The organism is Stenotrophomonas maltophilia R551-3 (genome assembly GCF_000020665.1).
Lineage (GTDB): Bacteria > Pseudomonadota > Gammaproteobacteria > Xanthomonadales > Xanthomonadaceae > Stenotrophomonas > Stenotrophomonas maltophilia_L.
Genome location: NC_011071.1, coordinates 3,887,530 through 3,900,659, shown reverse-complemented (window position 1 = coordinate 3,900,659; position 13,130 = coordinate 3,887,530). Strand labels below are relative to the sequence as shown.

Genomic DNA, 13,130 nt, shown 5'->3' with positions numbered 1-13,130 from the left:
GATGTGAATCCAACGAGGTTGCCGGCCAGCGGCCGGCACTACCTCCTGCCATCCGGCAGTACCGATGGAAGTCATTCCCATGAAAAGTGCATCCCTGTTCCTTTCCATTGCCGCCGCGCTCGCGCTCGCCGGCTGCTCCACCCTGGTGCCGAAGAACACCGCCGTTGCTCCGGCCATTCCGGCGCAGTGGCCGGCCGAGGCCGCGCAGGGCGAGGTGGCCGATGTCGCCGCCGTCGGCTGGCGCGACTTCTTCACCGATGCGCGCCTGCAGCAGGTGATCGACCAGTCGCTGCAGAACAACCGCGACCTGCGCGTGGCCGTACTCAACGTTGAACGCGCGCGCGGCCAGTACCGCGTACAGCGCGCCGACCGTGTGCCCGGCGTGGCCGTCACCGGCCAGATGGACCGCCGTGGTACCGACGCCGGTGTCACCGAGCAGTTCACCGCCGGTGTTGGCGTAGCCGAGTTCGAGCTGGATCTGTTCGGCCGCGTGCGCAATCTCAGTGAAGCGGCGCTGCAGCAGTACTTCGCCGTGGCCGCCAACCGCCGCAACGCGCAGTTGAGCCTGGTGGCCGAGACCGCCACCGCGTGGCTGACCTACGGGGCTGATGCGCAGCGGCTGAAGATCGCCGATGCCACGCTGAAGACCTACGAGGATTCGCTGCGCCTGGCCGAGGCCCGCCACGAGCGTGGTGGCAGTTCGGCGCTGGAGCTGACCCAGACCCGTACCCTGGTCGAGACCGCACGTACGGATGCTGCACGCCTGCGTGGCCAGCTGGCCCAGGACCGCAATGCGCTGGCGCTGCTGGCCGGTGGCCAGCTGGATCCGGCACTGCTGCCGGACAGCATCGAACCGCAGCTGCTGGCACTGGCACCGCCGCCGGCCGGCCTGCCCAGCGACGTGTTGCTGCAGCGCCCGGACATCATGGCCGCCGAACATCAGCTGCTGGCGGCCAACGCCAACATCGGTGCGGCACGCGCGGCGTTCTTCCCGAGCATCTCGCTGACCGGCAGCATCGGTAGTGGTTCGAGCGAATTGTCCAACCTGTTCGACAGCGGGACCCGCGTGTGGAGCTTCCTGCCGAAGATCACGCTGCCGATCTTCCAGGGGGGCAAGCTGCGCGCCAATCTGGCCATCGCCAATGCGGACCGTGACATTGCGCTGGCGCAGTACGAGAAGTCGATCCAGGTGGGCTTCCGCGAAACCGCCGATGCGCTGGCGTTGAACGTCAGTCTGGATGAGCAGGTGAGTTCACAGCAGCGCCTGGTGGAAGCGGCCGAACAGGCCAACCGCCTGTCGCAGGCACGCTATGACGCTGGCCTGGACAGCTTCGTGACCCTGCTCGACGCGCGTCGTACCGCCTACAACGCGCAGCAGACGCAGCTGCAGGCGCAGCTGGCCCAGCAGTCCAACCGCATCACCCTGTACAAGGTGCTGGGCGGCGGCTGGCACGAACGCGGATAAGCGCGAGCCATCCGGTAGCGCCGGGCCATGCCCGGCGGCTTTTCGATCTGATGTTCATGCTGCTTGGCGCAGACCGCGCATTGCGTTCGCCGGGCTTGGCCCGGCGCTACTGCAGCGCAGGCCATCCGGTGCTACCGCTGGGGCCAGTGGCACCACGCAAACGGATACTCATCCAGCCGGCTCGCCAGTCCAGCCCGAACGGGATTGCCGAGGATGTAAAGCGCGTGGCGTCTCAATGCATCCTCATGGCGCACCGCATGGTCGAAGTAACTCGGCTGCCAAAGTGGCGTCTCGATCCCGAATTGCTGCCCCAGCAGCCTGCTGCTGCGTGACTTGAGTGTTCCCATCAGCCGTGCGAGCGAACCGTCACGTAGTTGCACCAGCCAATGCAGGTGGTCAGGCATGACAACCCAGGCAAAGGAGTGGCTGAGTCCCATGGATTCGACGAATCGCAGCGCGTCCACAAGACAGGTTGCACAGCGTGGATCGTCAAACACCCGGCACCGACGCCGGACAACGGTGGTTAGCACGTAGCAGCCATCGATACGGGAATCGCGACCACGCTGGAGATGACGGCTGGACATGGACGCAGCCTGCGCAATGGCAGGCGCTTGTTGCCATAGGCATCCGCCATCGGATTATGTGGGGATCATCTGGTTCACGCGCTCGCCGGGCATGGCCCGGCGCTACCAGAGCGTGTGCGCTAGACCGCTTCATCATCCCGGCGCACGCCGTGGCAGGCGCGTACGCGCGCCAGTGCGTCACCGGCCTCGCGCGCCATCTGCTCGTATTCGGCGCGGATCTCCTCCAGGCGCTCTTCGTCCAATTCCTCCAGGTCCAGAAGCTCGTTGTTGGCTTCGGCCGTCGCCCGGATCAGTTCGTCCAGCTTGATCTGCATCGCCGCGGTATCGGCGTTCTGCGTGTGCTGGATCAGGAACACCATCAGGAAGGTGATGATCGTGGTGCCGGTGTTGATCACCAGCTGCCAGGTGTCGTTGAATCCAAACACGGGCCCGCTGATGCCCCATATCACCACGATCATCACCGCAGCCAGGAAGGTCCACGGCGAACCGGTGGCGGCCGCAGCCTTCTTGGCGATCGTATTGAACAGGTTTCTTGCTTTCATCGTCGTCGTCCTACTCAGATGACGAGGATGATCGGCAGTGGCCCGTGCAGGGGCCGTGCAGCCGTGGATCGGCTCAGGCGCGCAGGCGCGGAGCGTCCTGCAGCCGCACCGGGCTGGTCTGGTAGACATGCTGCCAGCAGCGGTCGACGAACTCGCGGGCCTGGGACTCGCTCAGCCGCGGCATGATCTGCAGCGCGTACTGGGTCTGGAACATCTCGTCGCGCTGGGCATTGCTTGCGCGCGGCTGGGTGATCAGCGAATCGCAGGCGAACTTGATCCACGGCACGTACGAACCGAACGAGTTGTGCGGTAGTGCGCCGTCGGCATGCTGGCGGCGCCAGTGATCAAGCTCGGCATCGACATTGATGACCGGGGGAATGGTGGGAACTTCAGCGTGCATGTCGATCCAATCGGTTGAGGTGGATGGGAGTGGGGGTTCATCGCAGTGTGGCGTATGCGCCGGTGCATGCCGCGTCAGCGCGGCGTGCAGCCGGTGTTGCCATCGAGCAGCTGCGCGTGGGTCACTGCACCGAGGTCTTCGGCGATGTCGGCCATGGCGTTGCACAGCCGGACATGATCACGCGGGTGGGCGTGGATCACTTCCTGCTGCAATCCCTGGTAAGCGGTCCAGAACGGCGCGGTGCGTCGATGCAGCGCGAACTGCTGCGTCAATCGGTCGCGGATGCCGGCAAGGGCCGGGTCGGGCGTGGAGCGTAGGGCGAGCGCGCACATGGCTGGCTCCGCCGGGGAAAGGGGCCCCGGTCATTCCACCCTAGGTGCGATGGCGGGCTGGGGTGTTACCGGCGCGTGTGCATGCAGGGCAACTGACTGTGCACCGGTTCACGGCGATTGCCGCAAACGCTGCCGGCACAAGGATGTGCCGGCACTGAAGCGTTCATTAAGCGGGTTCAACAGGAGGCTGCGCGGTGTTCATTCACCGATGTCTTCGTTCCAGATCTCCGGGTGCTGCGCAATGAAGCCGCCCAGCAGGTCCACGCATTCCTGGCTGTCCAGGTCGATCACCTTGACGCCGTTTTCGCGCAGCCAGTCGATGCCGCCCTGGAAGGTGCGCGATTCGCCGACCACCACGGTGCCGATGTTGAACTGGCGCACCAGGCCCGAGCAGTACCAGCACGGCGCCAGGGTGGTGACCATGATGGTGTCCTGGTAACGGCGCTGGCGGCCGGCCTTGCGGAAGGCATCGGTCTCGCCATGCACTGACGGGTCGCTTTCCTGCACGCGGCGATTGTGGCCGCAGCCAAGCAGACGGCCGTCGTTGTGGTACAGCGCCGCGCCGATCGGCACGCCACCCTCGGCCAGGCCCTGGCGGGCTTCGGCGATGGCGGTCTGCAGCAGGGCCTGGTAGTCGGGCGTGGTGATCATGCGGGGCTCCGGTAAGTCATGGCCCGCCATGATACGGGCAGGGGGTGCCGATGGCCCCCGGCGGTGCGATAATCGGGGCATGAGCGAATCCCCCTACAAATCCGGTACCACCCATTTCGGGTTCCGCGACGTCGCCGCCAAGGACAAGCAGAAGCTGGTCGGCCAGGTGTTCACGTCGGTCGCGCGCAACTACGACCTGATGAACGACCTGATGAGCATGGGCGTGCACCGGGCGTGGAAGCGCTACTACGTCGCCACTGCGCAGGTGAAGCCGGGTGACCGCGTGCTCGATCTGGCCGGCGGCACCGGTGACATCGCCGCGCTGCTGAAAGAGCGCGTCGGCGTCGAAGGTTCGGTGGTGCTGGGCGACATCAACGCCGGCATGCTGTCGGTCGGCCGCGACCGCCTGACCAACCGCGGCCTGGTGCTCGGCCTGGACTACGTGCAGTGCAACGCCGAAGCCCTGCCGTTCCCGGACAACAGCTTCGACCTGGTGACCATTGCCTTTGGCCTGCGCAACGTGACCGACAAGGACGCCGGCCTGCGCGAGATGTACCGCGTGCTGAAGGTCGGCGGCCAGGCCCGCGTGCTGGAGTTCTCCGAAGTCACCGCCGACTGGTTCAAGCCGATCTACGACTTCCATTCGTTCAAGATCCTGCCGAAGCTGGGCAAGCTGTTCGCCAACGATTCGGACAGCTACCAGTACCTGGCCGAGAGCATCCGCAAGCACCCGCCGCAGGAAGAGCTGAAGGCGATGATGGGGCAGGCCGGTTTCGAGCGTTGCCACTACAAGAACCTGACCGGCGGCATCGTCTCGATCCATTCCGGCTACAAGCTTTAAGCCTTGAAGGTCGCCGGGCATGGCCCGGCGCTACCACGCAACGTCCCGGCACCCCCGGTAGCGCCGGGCCATGCCCGGCGAGCAGGCGGCCCCGCCCGCCATTACCCCGCACCGCGCAACGCCTGCGGGGCCGGAGGGAGGTACCATTGGGGGTCTGATCCCCGTAACGGTCCCGATTCATGCGTAATCCGCTGATGCTCCTTCCGCTGGCCGTGGCCCTGGCCGCCGGCTGCTCCCAGGAGGCGGCCGCGCCCGCCGCCGCCCCGACTGCCGAAAAGGCCCCCGCCGCTCCCGTGAACGCCGAAAACCGCAGCCACGACGAAAGCTCCTATGCCGAGCCGGACAAGGTCGTCATCAAGGACATCGCGCTGGACCTGAAGCTGGACTTCGACCAGAAGCAGATCGGCGGCACCGCCACTTACACCCTGGAGTGGAAACAGAAGGACGCCAAGCAGCTGGTGCTCGACACCCGCGAGCTGAGCGTGTCCAAGGTCGAGGCGATCGCCGCCGATGGCGCGCGCAGCCCGCTGCAGTTCGTGCTCGCCCCGGTCGACAAGGTGTTCGGCAGCAAGCTGACCATCGAGACCCCGGCGCAGCCGGCCAAGGTGGAAGTGACCTACCACACCGCACCGACCGCCTCGGGCCTGCAGTGGCTGGCGCCGTCGATGACCGAGGGCAAGAAGCTGCCCTTCATGTTCAGCCAGTCGCAGGCCATCCACGCCCGTTCCTGGGTGCCGCTGCAGGACACCCCGAGCGTGCGCTTCACCTACAGCGCGCACGTGGTCTCGCGCCCGGACGTGATGGTGCTGATGAGCGCCGACAACGATCCGAAGGCCGCGCGTGACGGTGACTACACCTTCAAGATGCCGCAGCCGATTCCGTCCTACCTGCTGGCCATCGCTGCCGGTGACCTGGTGTTCGAGCCGATCTCCGGCCGCTCCGGCGTCTGGGCCGAGCCGACCATGGTCAACAAGGCCGCCAAGGAATTCGAAGACACCGAGAAGATGATCGGTGCCGCCGAGAAGCTGTACGGCGAATACCGCTGGGGCCGCTACGACATGCTGGTGCTGCCGCCGTCGTTCCCGTTCGGCGGCATGGAGAACCCGCGCCTGACCTTCGCCACCCCGACCGTGATCGTCGGCGACAAGTCGCTGGTCTCGCTGGTGGCCCACGAACTGGCGCACAGCTGGTCGGGCAACCTGGTGACCAACGCCAGCTGGAAGGACATCTGGCTCAATGAAGGCTTCACCACCTACGTCCAGGGCCGCATCACCGAAGCCCTGTACGGCAAGGAGATGGCCGAGATGGAGAAGCAGATCGACCAGACCGATCTGCTGGCCGAAGTGAAGGACATGAGCCCGGCCGACCAGGCGCTGGCGCTGCCGCCGCTGAACGAGCGTGACCCTGACGAAGCCCTGAGCCAGGTCGCCTACGTCAAGGGTTCGTGGTTCCTGGAGTTCCTGGAACAGCGCTTCGGCCGCGAGACCTTCGATCCGTTCCTGCGTGGCTGGTTCGATGACCACGCCTTCCAGAGCGCGAACACCGACCAGTTCGTGGAGTATCTGAAGAAGAACCTGCTGCCGAAGAATCCGTCGGCAGTGACCGATGCCGAACTGAAGGCGTGGCTGGACGAGCCGGGCATCCCGGCGTTCGCGGCCAAGGCGCAGTCGCGCAACTTCAGCAGCGTCGATACCGCACGCATCGCCTTTGCCAGCGCCGGCACCGTGCCGAGCAGCCAGGTCATCGCCGACTGGAGCACGCAGGAATGGGTGCGCTTCATCGACGGCCTGGGCGCGACCCAGCCGCTGGACAAGCTGGCCACGCTGGACAAGGCGTTCCACTTCACCGGTACCCCGAATGGCGAGATCGCCATGCGCTGGTATCCGCTGGCGATCCGCAGCGGCTACGAGCAGGCCAATGAAGGCGCCGCAGCGTTCATCGAGCGCGTCGGCCGTCGCAAGCTGATCCTGCCGATCTACGCCGAACTGGTGAAGACCCCGAAGGGTCTGGAGCTGGCCAAGCAGGCCTTCGAGAAGGCCAAGCCGGGCTACCACCCGATCACCACCGGCTCGGTGCAGGACATGCTGTCCAAGGCTGAAGCCAAGTAAGCAGAAGCGCCGGGCAACCCCCGGCGCTTTTTTTGTAGAGTCGAGCCATGCTCGACTGCTGTTGAAGCGCCAGTCGAGCATGGCTCGACTCTACAGAAATGCGAAAACACGAAGGACCTCCGCCATGAAACGACTGATCCTGCTCACCGCCTGCACCCTGGCCCTGGCTGCCTGCAGCAACCCCGAGGAAGAGCGCAAGGCGCAGGAAGCCGCCGCGGCCGCCGTGCAGGCACAGAAGGAAGCCAAGGCCGAGGACGTGGCCAAGCAGTACGACATGGCCGTGGCCGCGCAGGACTGGGAGCGTGCGCGCCTGCATGGTGCCTCGCTGCTGGACCAGTACAAGGACACCGCCGCCGCCGAGCGCATCGCGGCTGGCTTCGACGAAGTAAAGGCCAAGGGCGATGCCGCGCGCGACCTGCGCCGCATGCAGGGGCTGTGGCAGTACAACCAGATCCCGGTCGGCAGCAAGGGCAACCAGGTCTCGGCACAGATTTACAGCAAGGAACGGGTGGACGTGGATGGCAGCGGTGCCAAGCCGGTGCAGTTGGTGTTCCGCGATCATCCGGAGTGGAAGCGGCATGCCTACCTGGTGCTGCAGGCCGGCGATTTCCGTTGCCCGCAGTGCACGGTGAAGGTGACCGTGGACGACGGCAAGCCGATTTCCATGGCCGCCTGGCGGCCGAAGACCGATGAAGCCATCGCCCTGTTCATCACTGACCAGAAAGCGCTGTGGAAGCTGGCAGCCAAGGGCAAGTCGATCAGCGTCGAGTTCCCGGTCAAGGCCGGTGGCACCCGTACTGCGGTGTTCGAGACCGGTGGCATCGACGCCAGCCGCATGCCGACGTGGTGGCGATGACCCTGGCGGTACCCGTGGTGGACGCCAGGGCAGTACCGGCGTTGTCGGCAATCCGGCACTGGGTGTTCGACATGGATGGCACGTTGACCGTGGCGATGCATGATTTCGCGCGGATCAAGCGCGAACTGGCGATTCCGGCGCAGGACGACATCCTCACCCACCTGGCTGCTCTGCCCGCTGCAGAGGCCAGTGCCAAGCATGCCTGGCTGCTGGCCCACGAGCGTGAACTGGCCGCGGCCTCCGTGCCGGCGACGGGCGCGGTGGCGCTGGTGCGTGCGCTGCAGGGCGCCGGTTGCCGGCTGGGCATCCTCACCCGCAACGTGCGCAACCTGGCCCAGGTCACGCTGCAGGCGATCGGGCTGGGCGATGTGTTTGCCGAAGAGGACATCATCGGCCGCGACGAAGCCGAGCCCAAGCCCTCGCCGGACGGCCTGCAGTACTTCCTGCAGCGCTGGCAGGTGGATCCGGCGCAGGTGGTGATGGTGGGCGATTACCGCTTCGACCTGGAATGCGGCCGGGCCGCGGGCACGCGCACCCTGCTGGTCAATGCCCCGGACAACCCGTGGCCGGACATGGCCTGCTGGCACATGGCCGATTGTGCGGCGGTGCTGGAGCACTGGCAGCGCTAGGGGGCGCCCTCTGCGCGCCATGGCGGGCAGGGGGAAAGGGTTCAGATGTCGAAAGCCGTCGAAGTAGACGGTCATCACAGTGTATTGTGCGCGATCACTGCGCAGGACTGTGTCTGGCGGGATGCCCGGCCGGAGCTGAGGCCGGGGGCGGTTGGGGAACCGCTGCCGACGACTGTCGTGGCCTGATCGGGCGCTGGCGATGGTGTCAGGTAACACGTTGGTCGATGTAGCCCGCTGCCAGGGACGCGGCGAGGGTCTCCGTTGTTCCATTCCAGGATTCCTTTCATGCCTCGAGCTGTGCTGCTGTCGTTGTACCGGCGTCTGTGTCCGATCGCCGCCTTCTTCCTGTTTGGCCTGGTGGCCCTGTCGCTGTCGCGGCTGGGGCTGGCGCTGTGGCATGCCGCGCGGGTCAGTGCTGCCGACGGTTGGTCCACGATTTTCCTGCAGGGACTGCGTGTGGACGTGTCCACGCTGTGCCTGCTCTTTGGCATCCCGGCAGTGCTGTCGCTGCTGTTGCCGGTCGAAGGACGGTTGGGCCGCGCCTGGAGGCATGTCCTGCGCGGGTGGCTGATCGTGGCAAGCGTGCTGCTGGTGTTCATGGAACTGGCCACGCCAAGCTTCATGGCCGAGTACGGCCTGCGGCCCAATCGTTTGTTCCTTGAGTATCTGATCTACCCCGAAGAAGTCGGAATGACGCTGCTGCGGGGGCATCTGCTGGCGGTGGTGATCGAAGTGGTCGCCGTGATCGTGCTGTGCTGGGCGCTGTTGCGTGGCTCGCGTCGCTGGGTGGAAACCCGCCCGGCGGCCGTGGCCGAAGCCGGGTGGCTGTGGCGATTGCCGCTGGCGGTGCTGGTGCTGCTGCTGGCGGCGATGGGTGTGCGTTCGAGCCTCGGCCATCGGCCGTTGAATCCGGCGCTGGTGGCGTTCTCCACCGACCCCACCGTCAACGTGCTGCCACTCAACTCGCTGTACACCGTCGGCTATGCGGCGCGCCAGCTGGCCGCCCGCAGCGAGACCTCGCGCATCTATGGCGAGCTGCCGCTGGCGCAGGTGGTCGACGAGCTGCACGCGACCAGTGGCCTGCCTGCCACGGCGTACGTGTCCGAGGCGCTGCCGAGCCTGGCATTGCGTCCACCGCTGCACCAGGGCAAGCCGCGCAACCTGGTGATCGTGCTGGAAGAAAGCCTCGGTGCACAGTTCATCGGCAGCCTTGGCGGGAGGCCGCTGTCGCCGCATTACGACCGCCTGAGCAAGCAGGGCTGGGCGTTCGAGCGGCTGTATGCCACCGGTACGCGTTCGGTGCGCGGGATCGAAGCGGTGCTGACCGGCTTCCCGCCGACCCCGGCCGAATCGGTAGTCAAGTTGCCGGCCAGCCGCCAACGCTTCTTCACCCTGGCCGATGTACTGGGCCGGCATGGCTACGACACCGGCTTCTACTACGGCGGCGAAAGTCACTTCGACAACATGCGCGAGTTCTTCCTCGCCAATGGCTTCACCCGCATCGTGGATCGCAAGGACTACCGCACGCCGACGTTCGTCGGATCATGGGGGGCATCGGACGAGGATCTGTTCAACCGCGCCGATGAGCAGTTCCAGCAGTTGAATGCGCAGGGCAAGCCGTTCTTCGGCCTGGTGTTCACCTCCAGCAACCATGATCCGTTCGAGTTCCCGGACGGCCGCATCGAACTGTACGAGCAGCCCAAGCAGACCCGCGACAATGCAGCCAAGTACGCCGATCACGCGCTGGGAGAATTCTTCCGCAAGGCGATGGCCTCACCGTACTGGGAAAACACCGTGTTCCTGGTGGTGGCCGACCATGACTCGCGCGTGTTCGGCAAGGACATGGTGCCCATCGCCAACTTCCATATCCCGGGCTTGATCCTTGGCGGCGGCATCGAACCGCGGCGGGATACCCGCATCGTCAGCCAGATCGATCTGGCGCCGACGCTGCTGTCGCTGCTGGGCATCGCCGACCCCACGCCGCTGGTGGGCCAGGACCTGACCGACATGCGGCGGCTGCAACCGGGCCGCGCGCTGATGCAGTACGACCGCAACCTGGCATGGATGGAGGGCAACGACGTCGCCATCCTGCAGCCGGACAAGCCGGCGCAGGGATTCCGCTACGACCCGGCGACCGATCAGCTGCAGCCACACCCACTGCGGCCGGAGCTGGCACGGCGCGCACATGCCTATGCCATGTGGGGCACGCTGGCTTACGAGAAAGAGCTGTACCGGTTGCCGGAGAAAGCCAAGCCCTGAGCCGGAAGGTAGCGCCGGGCCATGCCCGGCGAGCGCACAGCGCGGGCGGCGTCCGGCAATATCTGATTGGAAAGCCGCCGGGCTTGGCCCGGCGCTACCGGAATCTCCGCTGTCGCGCGGGCAATTCGCTTACGCGTTCAACGCGTAACCGAACTGCTGCTTGAACTGCTCGTTGAACTCTTCGAAGGTGAAACGCTGGTTCTGGGTGCCCGGGTGCTCCACCTTCAGCGCGCCCATCAGGTTGCCCATGCGGCCGATGGTCAGCCAGTCGTAGCCCTTCTGGATGCCGTAGATCAGGCCGGCGCGGAAGGCGTCGCCACAACCGGTCGGGTCGACCACGCGGCGCTCGTGCGCCGGCGGGATGTCGTAGCTCTTTTCCGGGGTGTGGATGACCGCGCCCTTCGGGCCACGGGTGGTGATGTAGGCCTTGACCCGGCTGACGATCTCCTTCTCGTCCCAACCGGTGCGTTCCTGCAGCAGGTTCGACTCGTAGTCGTTGACCACCACGTAGTCGGCCTGGTCGATGAAGGCGCGCAGCTCCGGTCCGTTGAACAGCGGCATGGCCTGGCCCGGGTCGAAGATGAACGGGATGCCGTCTTCGTGGAATTCCTGTGCGTTCTGGATCATGCCTTCGCGCCCGTCCGGGCCGACCAGGCCGAGGGTCACGCCGGGCACGCCACGCACGTGGTTCTCGTAGGAACGCATCATCGCGCCCGGATGGAAGGCGGTGATCTGGTTGTTGTCGTGGTCGGTGGTGATGAACGCCTGCGGAGTGAACAGCTCATCGATCACGCGCACGCGGGTCAGGTCGATGCCCAGGCCTTCGAAATACTCGCGGTACGGGCCGAAGTCCGAACCGACGGTGCCCATCGGGATCGGCTGGCCGCCCAGCAGGTGCAGGTTGTAGGCGATGTTGCCGGCGCAGCCACCGAACTCGCGGCGCATGCGCGGCACCAGGAAGGACACGTTCAGGATGTGCACCTTGTCCGGCAGGATGTGATTCTTGAACTGGTCCGGGAACACCATGATGGTGTCGAAGGCAAGAGAACCACAGATCAGAGCGGACATCGATGTAAGCCTATGCGGTGAATTTTGGGGTGGGCCGGCCCGGTTCAGCAGGCAAGCAAACGGCGCCCTTGGGCGCCCGACGGCGCAAAGGTTACCCGCTGGTGCCGCTCAGGGCCAGAACCGGGTGATGCCCGATCGGGCCGAAAGCCTGTCAAGGCGCGGGTTCAGCTAGTTTTTTCCTTGCTCGGCGGCAGGCGGGTTGCTAGGCTTGTCGGCCTCGATTTCTGCCCATTTTTTCGCCATCCCGCGGCGGGCACGACACCCCTCAGGACTCCTTCCTCAGATGTTCAAGAAACTCCGTGGCATGTTCTCCAACGACCTGTCCATCGACCTGGGCACGGCCAACACCCTCATCTACGTGCGCGGGCAGGGGATCGTGCTGAACGAGCCGTCGGTGGTCGCAGTGCGTCAGGATCGCGCCATCGGTGGTACCCGCTCGGTGGCAGCCGTCGGCGCCGAGGCCAAGCAGATGCTGGGCCGTACCCCGGGCCACATCACCACCATCCGCCCGATGAAGGACGGCGTCATCGCCGATTTCACCTACACCGAGGCGATGCTCAAGCACTTCATCAAGAAGGTGCACAAGTCGCGCGTGCTGCGCCCGAGCCCGCGCGTGCTGGTCTGCGTGCCGGCCGGCTCGACCCAGGTCGAGCGCCGCGCGATCAAGGAATCGGCCGAGGAAGCCGGCGCCCGTGACGTGTTCCTGATCGAAGAGCCGATGGCCGCCGCGATCGGCGCCGGCATGCCGGTCACCGAAGCCCGTGGCTCGATGGTCATCGACATCGGCGGCGGCACCACCGAAGTGGCGGTGATCTCGCTCAACGGCATCGTCTACTCGGCCTCGGTCCGTATCGGCGGCGACCGCTTCGACGAGTCGATCACCAACTACGTGCGCCGCAACCACGGCATGCTGATCGGTGAAGCCACCGCCGAGCGCATCAAGGTCGAACTGGGCTGCGCCTACCCGCAGGCGGAAGTGATCGAGATGGAAATCTCCGGCCGCAACCTCGCCGAGGGCGTGCCGAAGATGATCAAGATCAGCTCCAACGAAGTGCTCGAAGCCCTGCACGAACCGCTTTCGGGCATCGTCAGCGCGGTCAAGCTGGCGCTGGAGCAGACCCCGCCGGAACTGTGCGCCGACGTCGCCGAGCGCGGCATCGTGCTGACCGGTGGTGGCGCCCTGCTGCGTGACCTGGACCGCCTGATCTCCGAGGAAACCGGCCTGCACGTGCAGGTGGCCGATGACCCGCTGACCTGCGTGGCCCGCGGTGGTGGCCGTGCACTGGAGCTGGTCGACATGCACGGCAACGAGTTCTTTGCGCCGGAGTAAGCCGTCCCGGCTGCCTGCGCCCGCAGCGCCCCACCGGGGTGCGGCCCGCCATGATGGTGGGTCGG

13 protein-coding genes are annotated in these 13,130 nt (G+C 66.0%); 7 read left to right on the top strand and 6 right to left on the bottom strand.

The features are described from left to right. The first annotated feature begins 64 nt into the window (after positions 1-64). Positions 65-1,465 (top strand): multidrug efflux RND transporter outer membrane subunit SmeF, encoded by a 1,401-nt coding sequence (smeF, locus tag SMAL_RS17610; RefSeq protein WP_157628474.1) that lies wholly within the window; start codon positions 65-67, stop codon positions 1,463-1,465. Positions 1,466-1,596: 131 nt separating this feature from the next. Here the strand turns inward: smeF and SMAL_RS17605 are convergent, their stop codons facing one another. The 5 genes from SMAL_RS17605 to SMAL_RS17585 form a co-directional block, all read right to left on the bottom strand. Next, positions 1,597-2,049, bottom strand: a complete 453-nt coding sequence (locus tag SMAL_RS17605; protein WP_012512140.1) for an REP-associated tyrosine transposase — start codon at positions 2,047-2,049, stop codon at positions 1,597-1,599. 119 nt (positions 2,050-2,168) lie between these two features. After that, positions 2,169-2,591: a low affinity iron permease family protein gene (locus SMAL_RS17600; protein WP_012512139.1), complete on the bottom strand. Its 423-nt coding sequence runs from the start codon at positions 2,589-2,591 to the stop codon at positions 2,169-2,171. Positions 2,592-2,664: 73 nt separating this feature from the next. After that, complete coding sequence (locus SMAL_RS17595; protein WP_006393104.1) at positions 2,665-2,991, bottom strand: hypothetical protein; 327 nt, start codon at positions 2,989-2,991, stop codon at positions 2,665-2,667. A gap of 74 nt (positions 2,992-3,065) precedes the next feature. Further along, on the bottom strand, positions 3,066-3,323 hold the full coding sequence (locus SMAL_RS17590; RefSeq protein ID WP_006393103.1) for a hypothetical protein: 258 nt from the start codon (positions 3,321-3,323) through the stop codon (positions 3,066-3,068). 198 nt (positions 3,324-3,521) lie between these two features. Beyond that, the gene (locus SMAL_RS17585) at positions 3,522-3,974 is read right to left on the bottom strand and encodes a nucleoside deaminase (RefSeq protein WP_012512138.1); all 453 of its coding nucleotides are present in this window, start codon (positions 3,972-3,974) and stop codon (positions 3,522-3,524) included. A gap of 79 nt (positions 3,975-4,053) precedes the next feature. Here SMAL_RS17585 and ubiE point away from each other — a divergent pair, with 79 nt between their 5' ends. The 5 genes from ubiE to SMAL_RS17560 all read left to right on the top strand — a co-directional run bounded on the left by ubiE (position 4,054) and on the right by SMAL_RS17560 (position 10,667). Continuing rightward, entirely contained in the window at positions 4,054-4,815 is a 762-nt protein-coding gene (gene ubiE, locus SMAL_RS17580; RefSeq protein ID WP_012512137.1) for a bifunctional demethylmenaquinone methyltransferase/2-methoxy-6-polyprenyl-1,4-benzoquinol methylase UbiE, read from the top strand. Between the two features lie 179 nt (positions 4,816-4,994). Next, positions 4,995-6,923, top strand: coding sequence for a M1 family metallopeptidase (locus SMAL_RS17575; RefSeq protein ID WP_012512136.1), 1,929 nt, complete (start codon positions 4,995-4,997; stop codon positions 6,921-6,923). Between the two features lie 124 nt (positions 6,924-7,047). Continuing rightward, positions 7,048-7,779: a hypothetical protein gene (locus tag SMAL_RS17570; protein ID WP_012512135.1), complete on the top strand. Its 732-nt coding sequence runs from the start codon at positions 7,048-7,050 to the stop codon at positions 7,777-7,779. Further along, a complete protein-coding gene (locus SMAL_RS17565; protein ID WP_012512134.1) occupies positions 7,776-8,408 on the top strand; it encodes an HAD family hydrolase in 633 nt (210 codons plus the stop codon). Before SMAL_RS17570 ends, SMAL_RS17565 begins: the two co-directional genes overlap by 4 nt. Before the next feature lie 285 nt (positions 8,409-8,693). Continuing rightward, positions 8,694-10,667, top strand: a complete 1,974-nt coding sequence (locus SMAL_RS17560) for an LTA synthase family protein (protein WP_012512133.1) — start codon at positions 8,694-8,696, stop codon at positions 10,665-10,667. A 129-nt stretch (positions 10,668-10,796) separates the two neighbouring features. On the opposite strand, the gene SMAL_RS17555 is transcribed toward SMAL_RS17560, so the two are convergent. Continuing rightward, complete coding sequence (locus SMAL_RS17555) at positions 10,797-11,735, bottom strand: carbohydrate kinase family protein (protein WP_006392776.1); 939 nt, start codon at positions 11,733-11,735, stop codon at positions 10,797-10,799. Positions 11,736-12,018: 283 nt separating this feature from the next. On the opposite strand from SMAL_RS17555, the gene SMAL_RS17550 reads away from it, so the two are divergent. Next, positions 12,019-13,065, top strand: coding sequence for a rod shape-determining protein (locus tag SMAL_RS17550; RefSeq protein ID WP_005419402.1), 1,047 nt, complete (start codon positions 12,019-12,021; stop codon positions 13,063-13,065). Positions 13,066-13,130: the final 65 nt, after the last annotated feature.

Excerpts from the sequence above, each read along its gene's own strand:
- smeF (WP_157628474.1), top strand. The coding sequence starts at position 65 with ATGGAAGTCATTCCCATGAAAAGTGCATCCCTGTTCCTTTCCATTGCC.
- SMAL_RS17605 (WP_012512140.1), bottom strand. The coding sequence starts at position 2,049 with ATGTCCAGCCGTCATCTCCAGCGTGGTCGCGATTCCCGTATCGATGGC.
- SMAL_RS17600 (WP_012512139.1), bottom strand. The coding sequence starts at position 2,591 with ATGAAAGCAAGAAACCTGTTCAATACGATCGCCAAGAAGGCTGCGGCC.
- SMAL_RS17595 (WP_006393104.1), bottom strand. The coding sequence starts at position 2,991 with ATGCACGCTGAAGTTCCCACCATTCCCCCGGTCATCAATGTCGATGCC.
- SMAL_RS17590 (WP_006393103.1), bottom strand. The coding sequence starts at position 3,323 with ATGTGCGCGCTCGCCCTACGCTCCACGCCCGACCCGGCCCTTGCCGGC.
- SMAL_RS17585 (WP_012512138.1), bottom strand. The coding sequence starts at position 3,974 with ATGATCACCACGCCCGACTACCAGGCCCTGCTGCAGACCGCCATCGCC.
- ubiE (WP_012512137.1), top strand. The coding sequence starts at position 4,054 with ATGAGCGAATCCCCCTACAAATCCGGTACCACCCATTTCGGGTTCCGC.
- SMAL_RS17575 (WP_012512136.1), top strand. The coding sequence starts at position 4,995 with ATGCGTAATCCGCTGATGCTCCTTCCGCTGGCCGTGGCCCTGGCCGCC.
- SMAL_RS17570 (WP_012512135.1), top strand. The coding sequence starts at position 7,048 with ATGAAACGACTGATCCTGCTCACCGCCTGCACCCTGGCCCTGGCTGCC.
- SMAL_RS17565 (WP_012512134.1), top strand. The coding sequence starts at position 7,776 with ATGACCCTGGCGGTACCCGTGGTGGACGCCAGGGCAGTACCGGCGTTG.
- SMAL_RS17560 (WP_012512133.1), top strand. The coding sequence starts at position 8,694 with ATGCCTCGAGCTGTGCTGCTGTCGTTGTACCGGCGTCTGTGTCCGATC.
- SMAL_RS17555 (WP_006392776.1), bottom strand. The coding sequence starts at position 11,735 with ATGTCCGCTCTGATCTGTGGTTCTCTTGCCTTCGACACCATCATGGTG.
- SMAL_RS17550 (WP_005419402.1), top strand. The coding sequence starts at position 12,019 with ATGTTCAAGAAACTCCGTGGCATGTTCTCCAACGACCTGTCCATCGAC.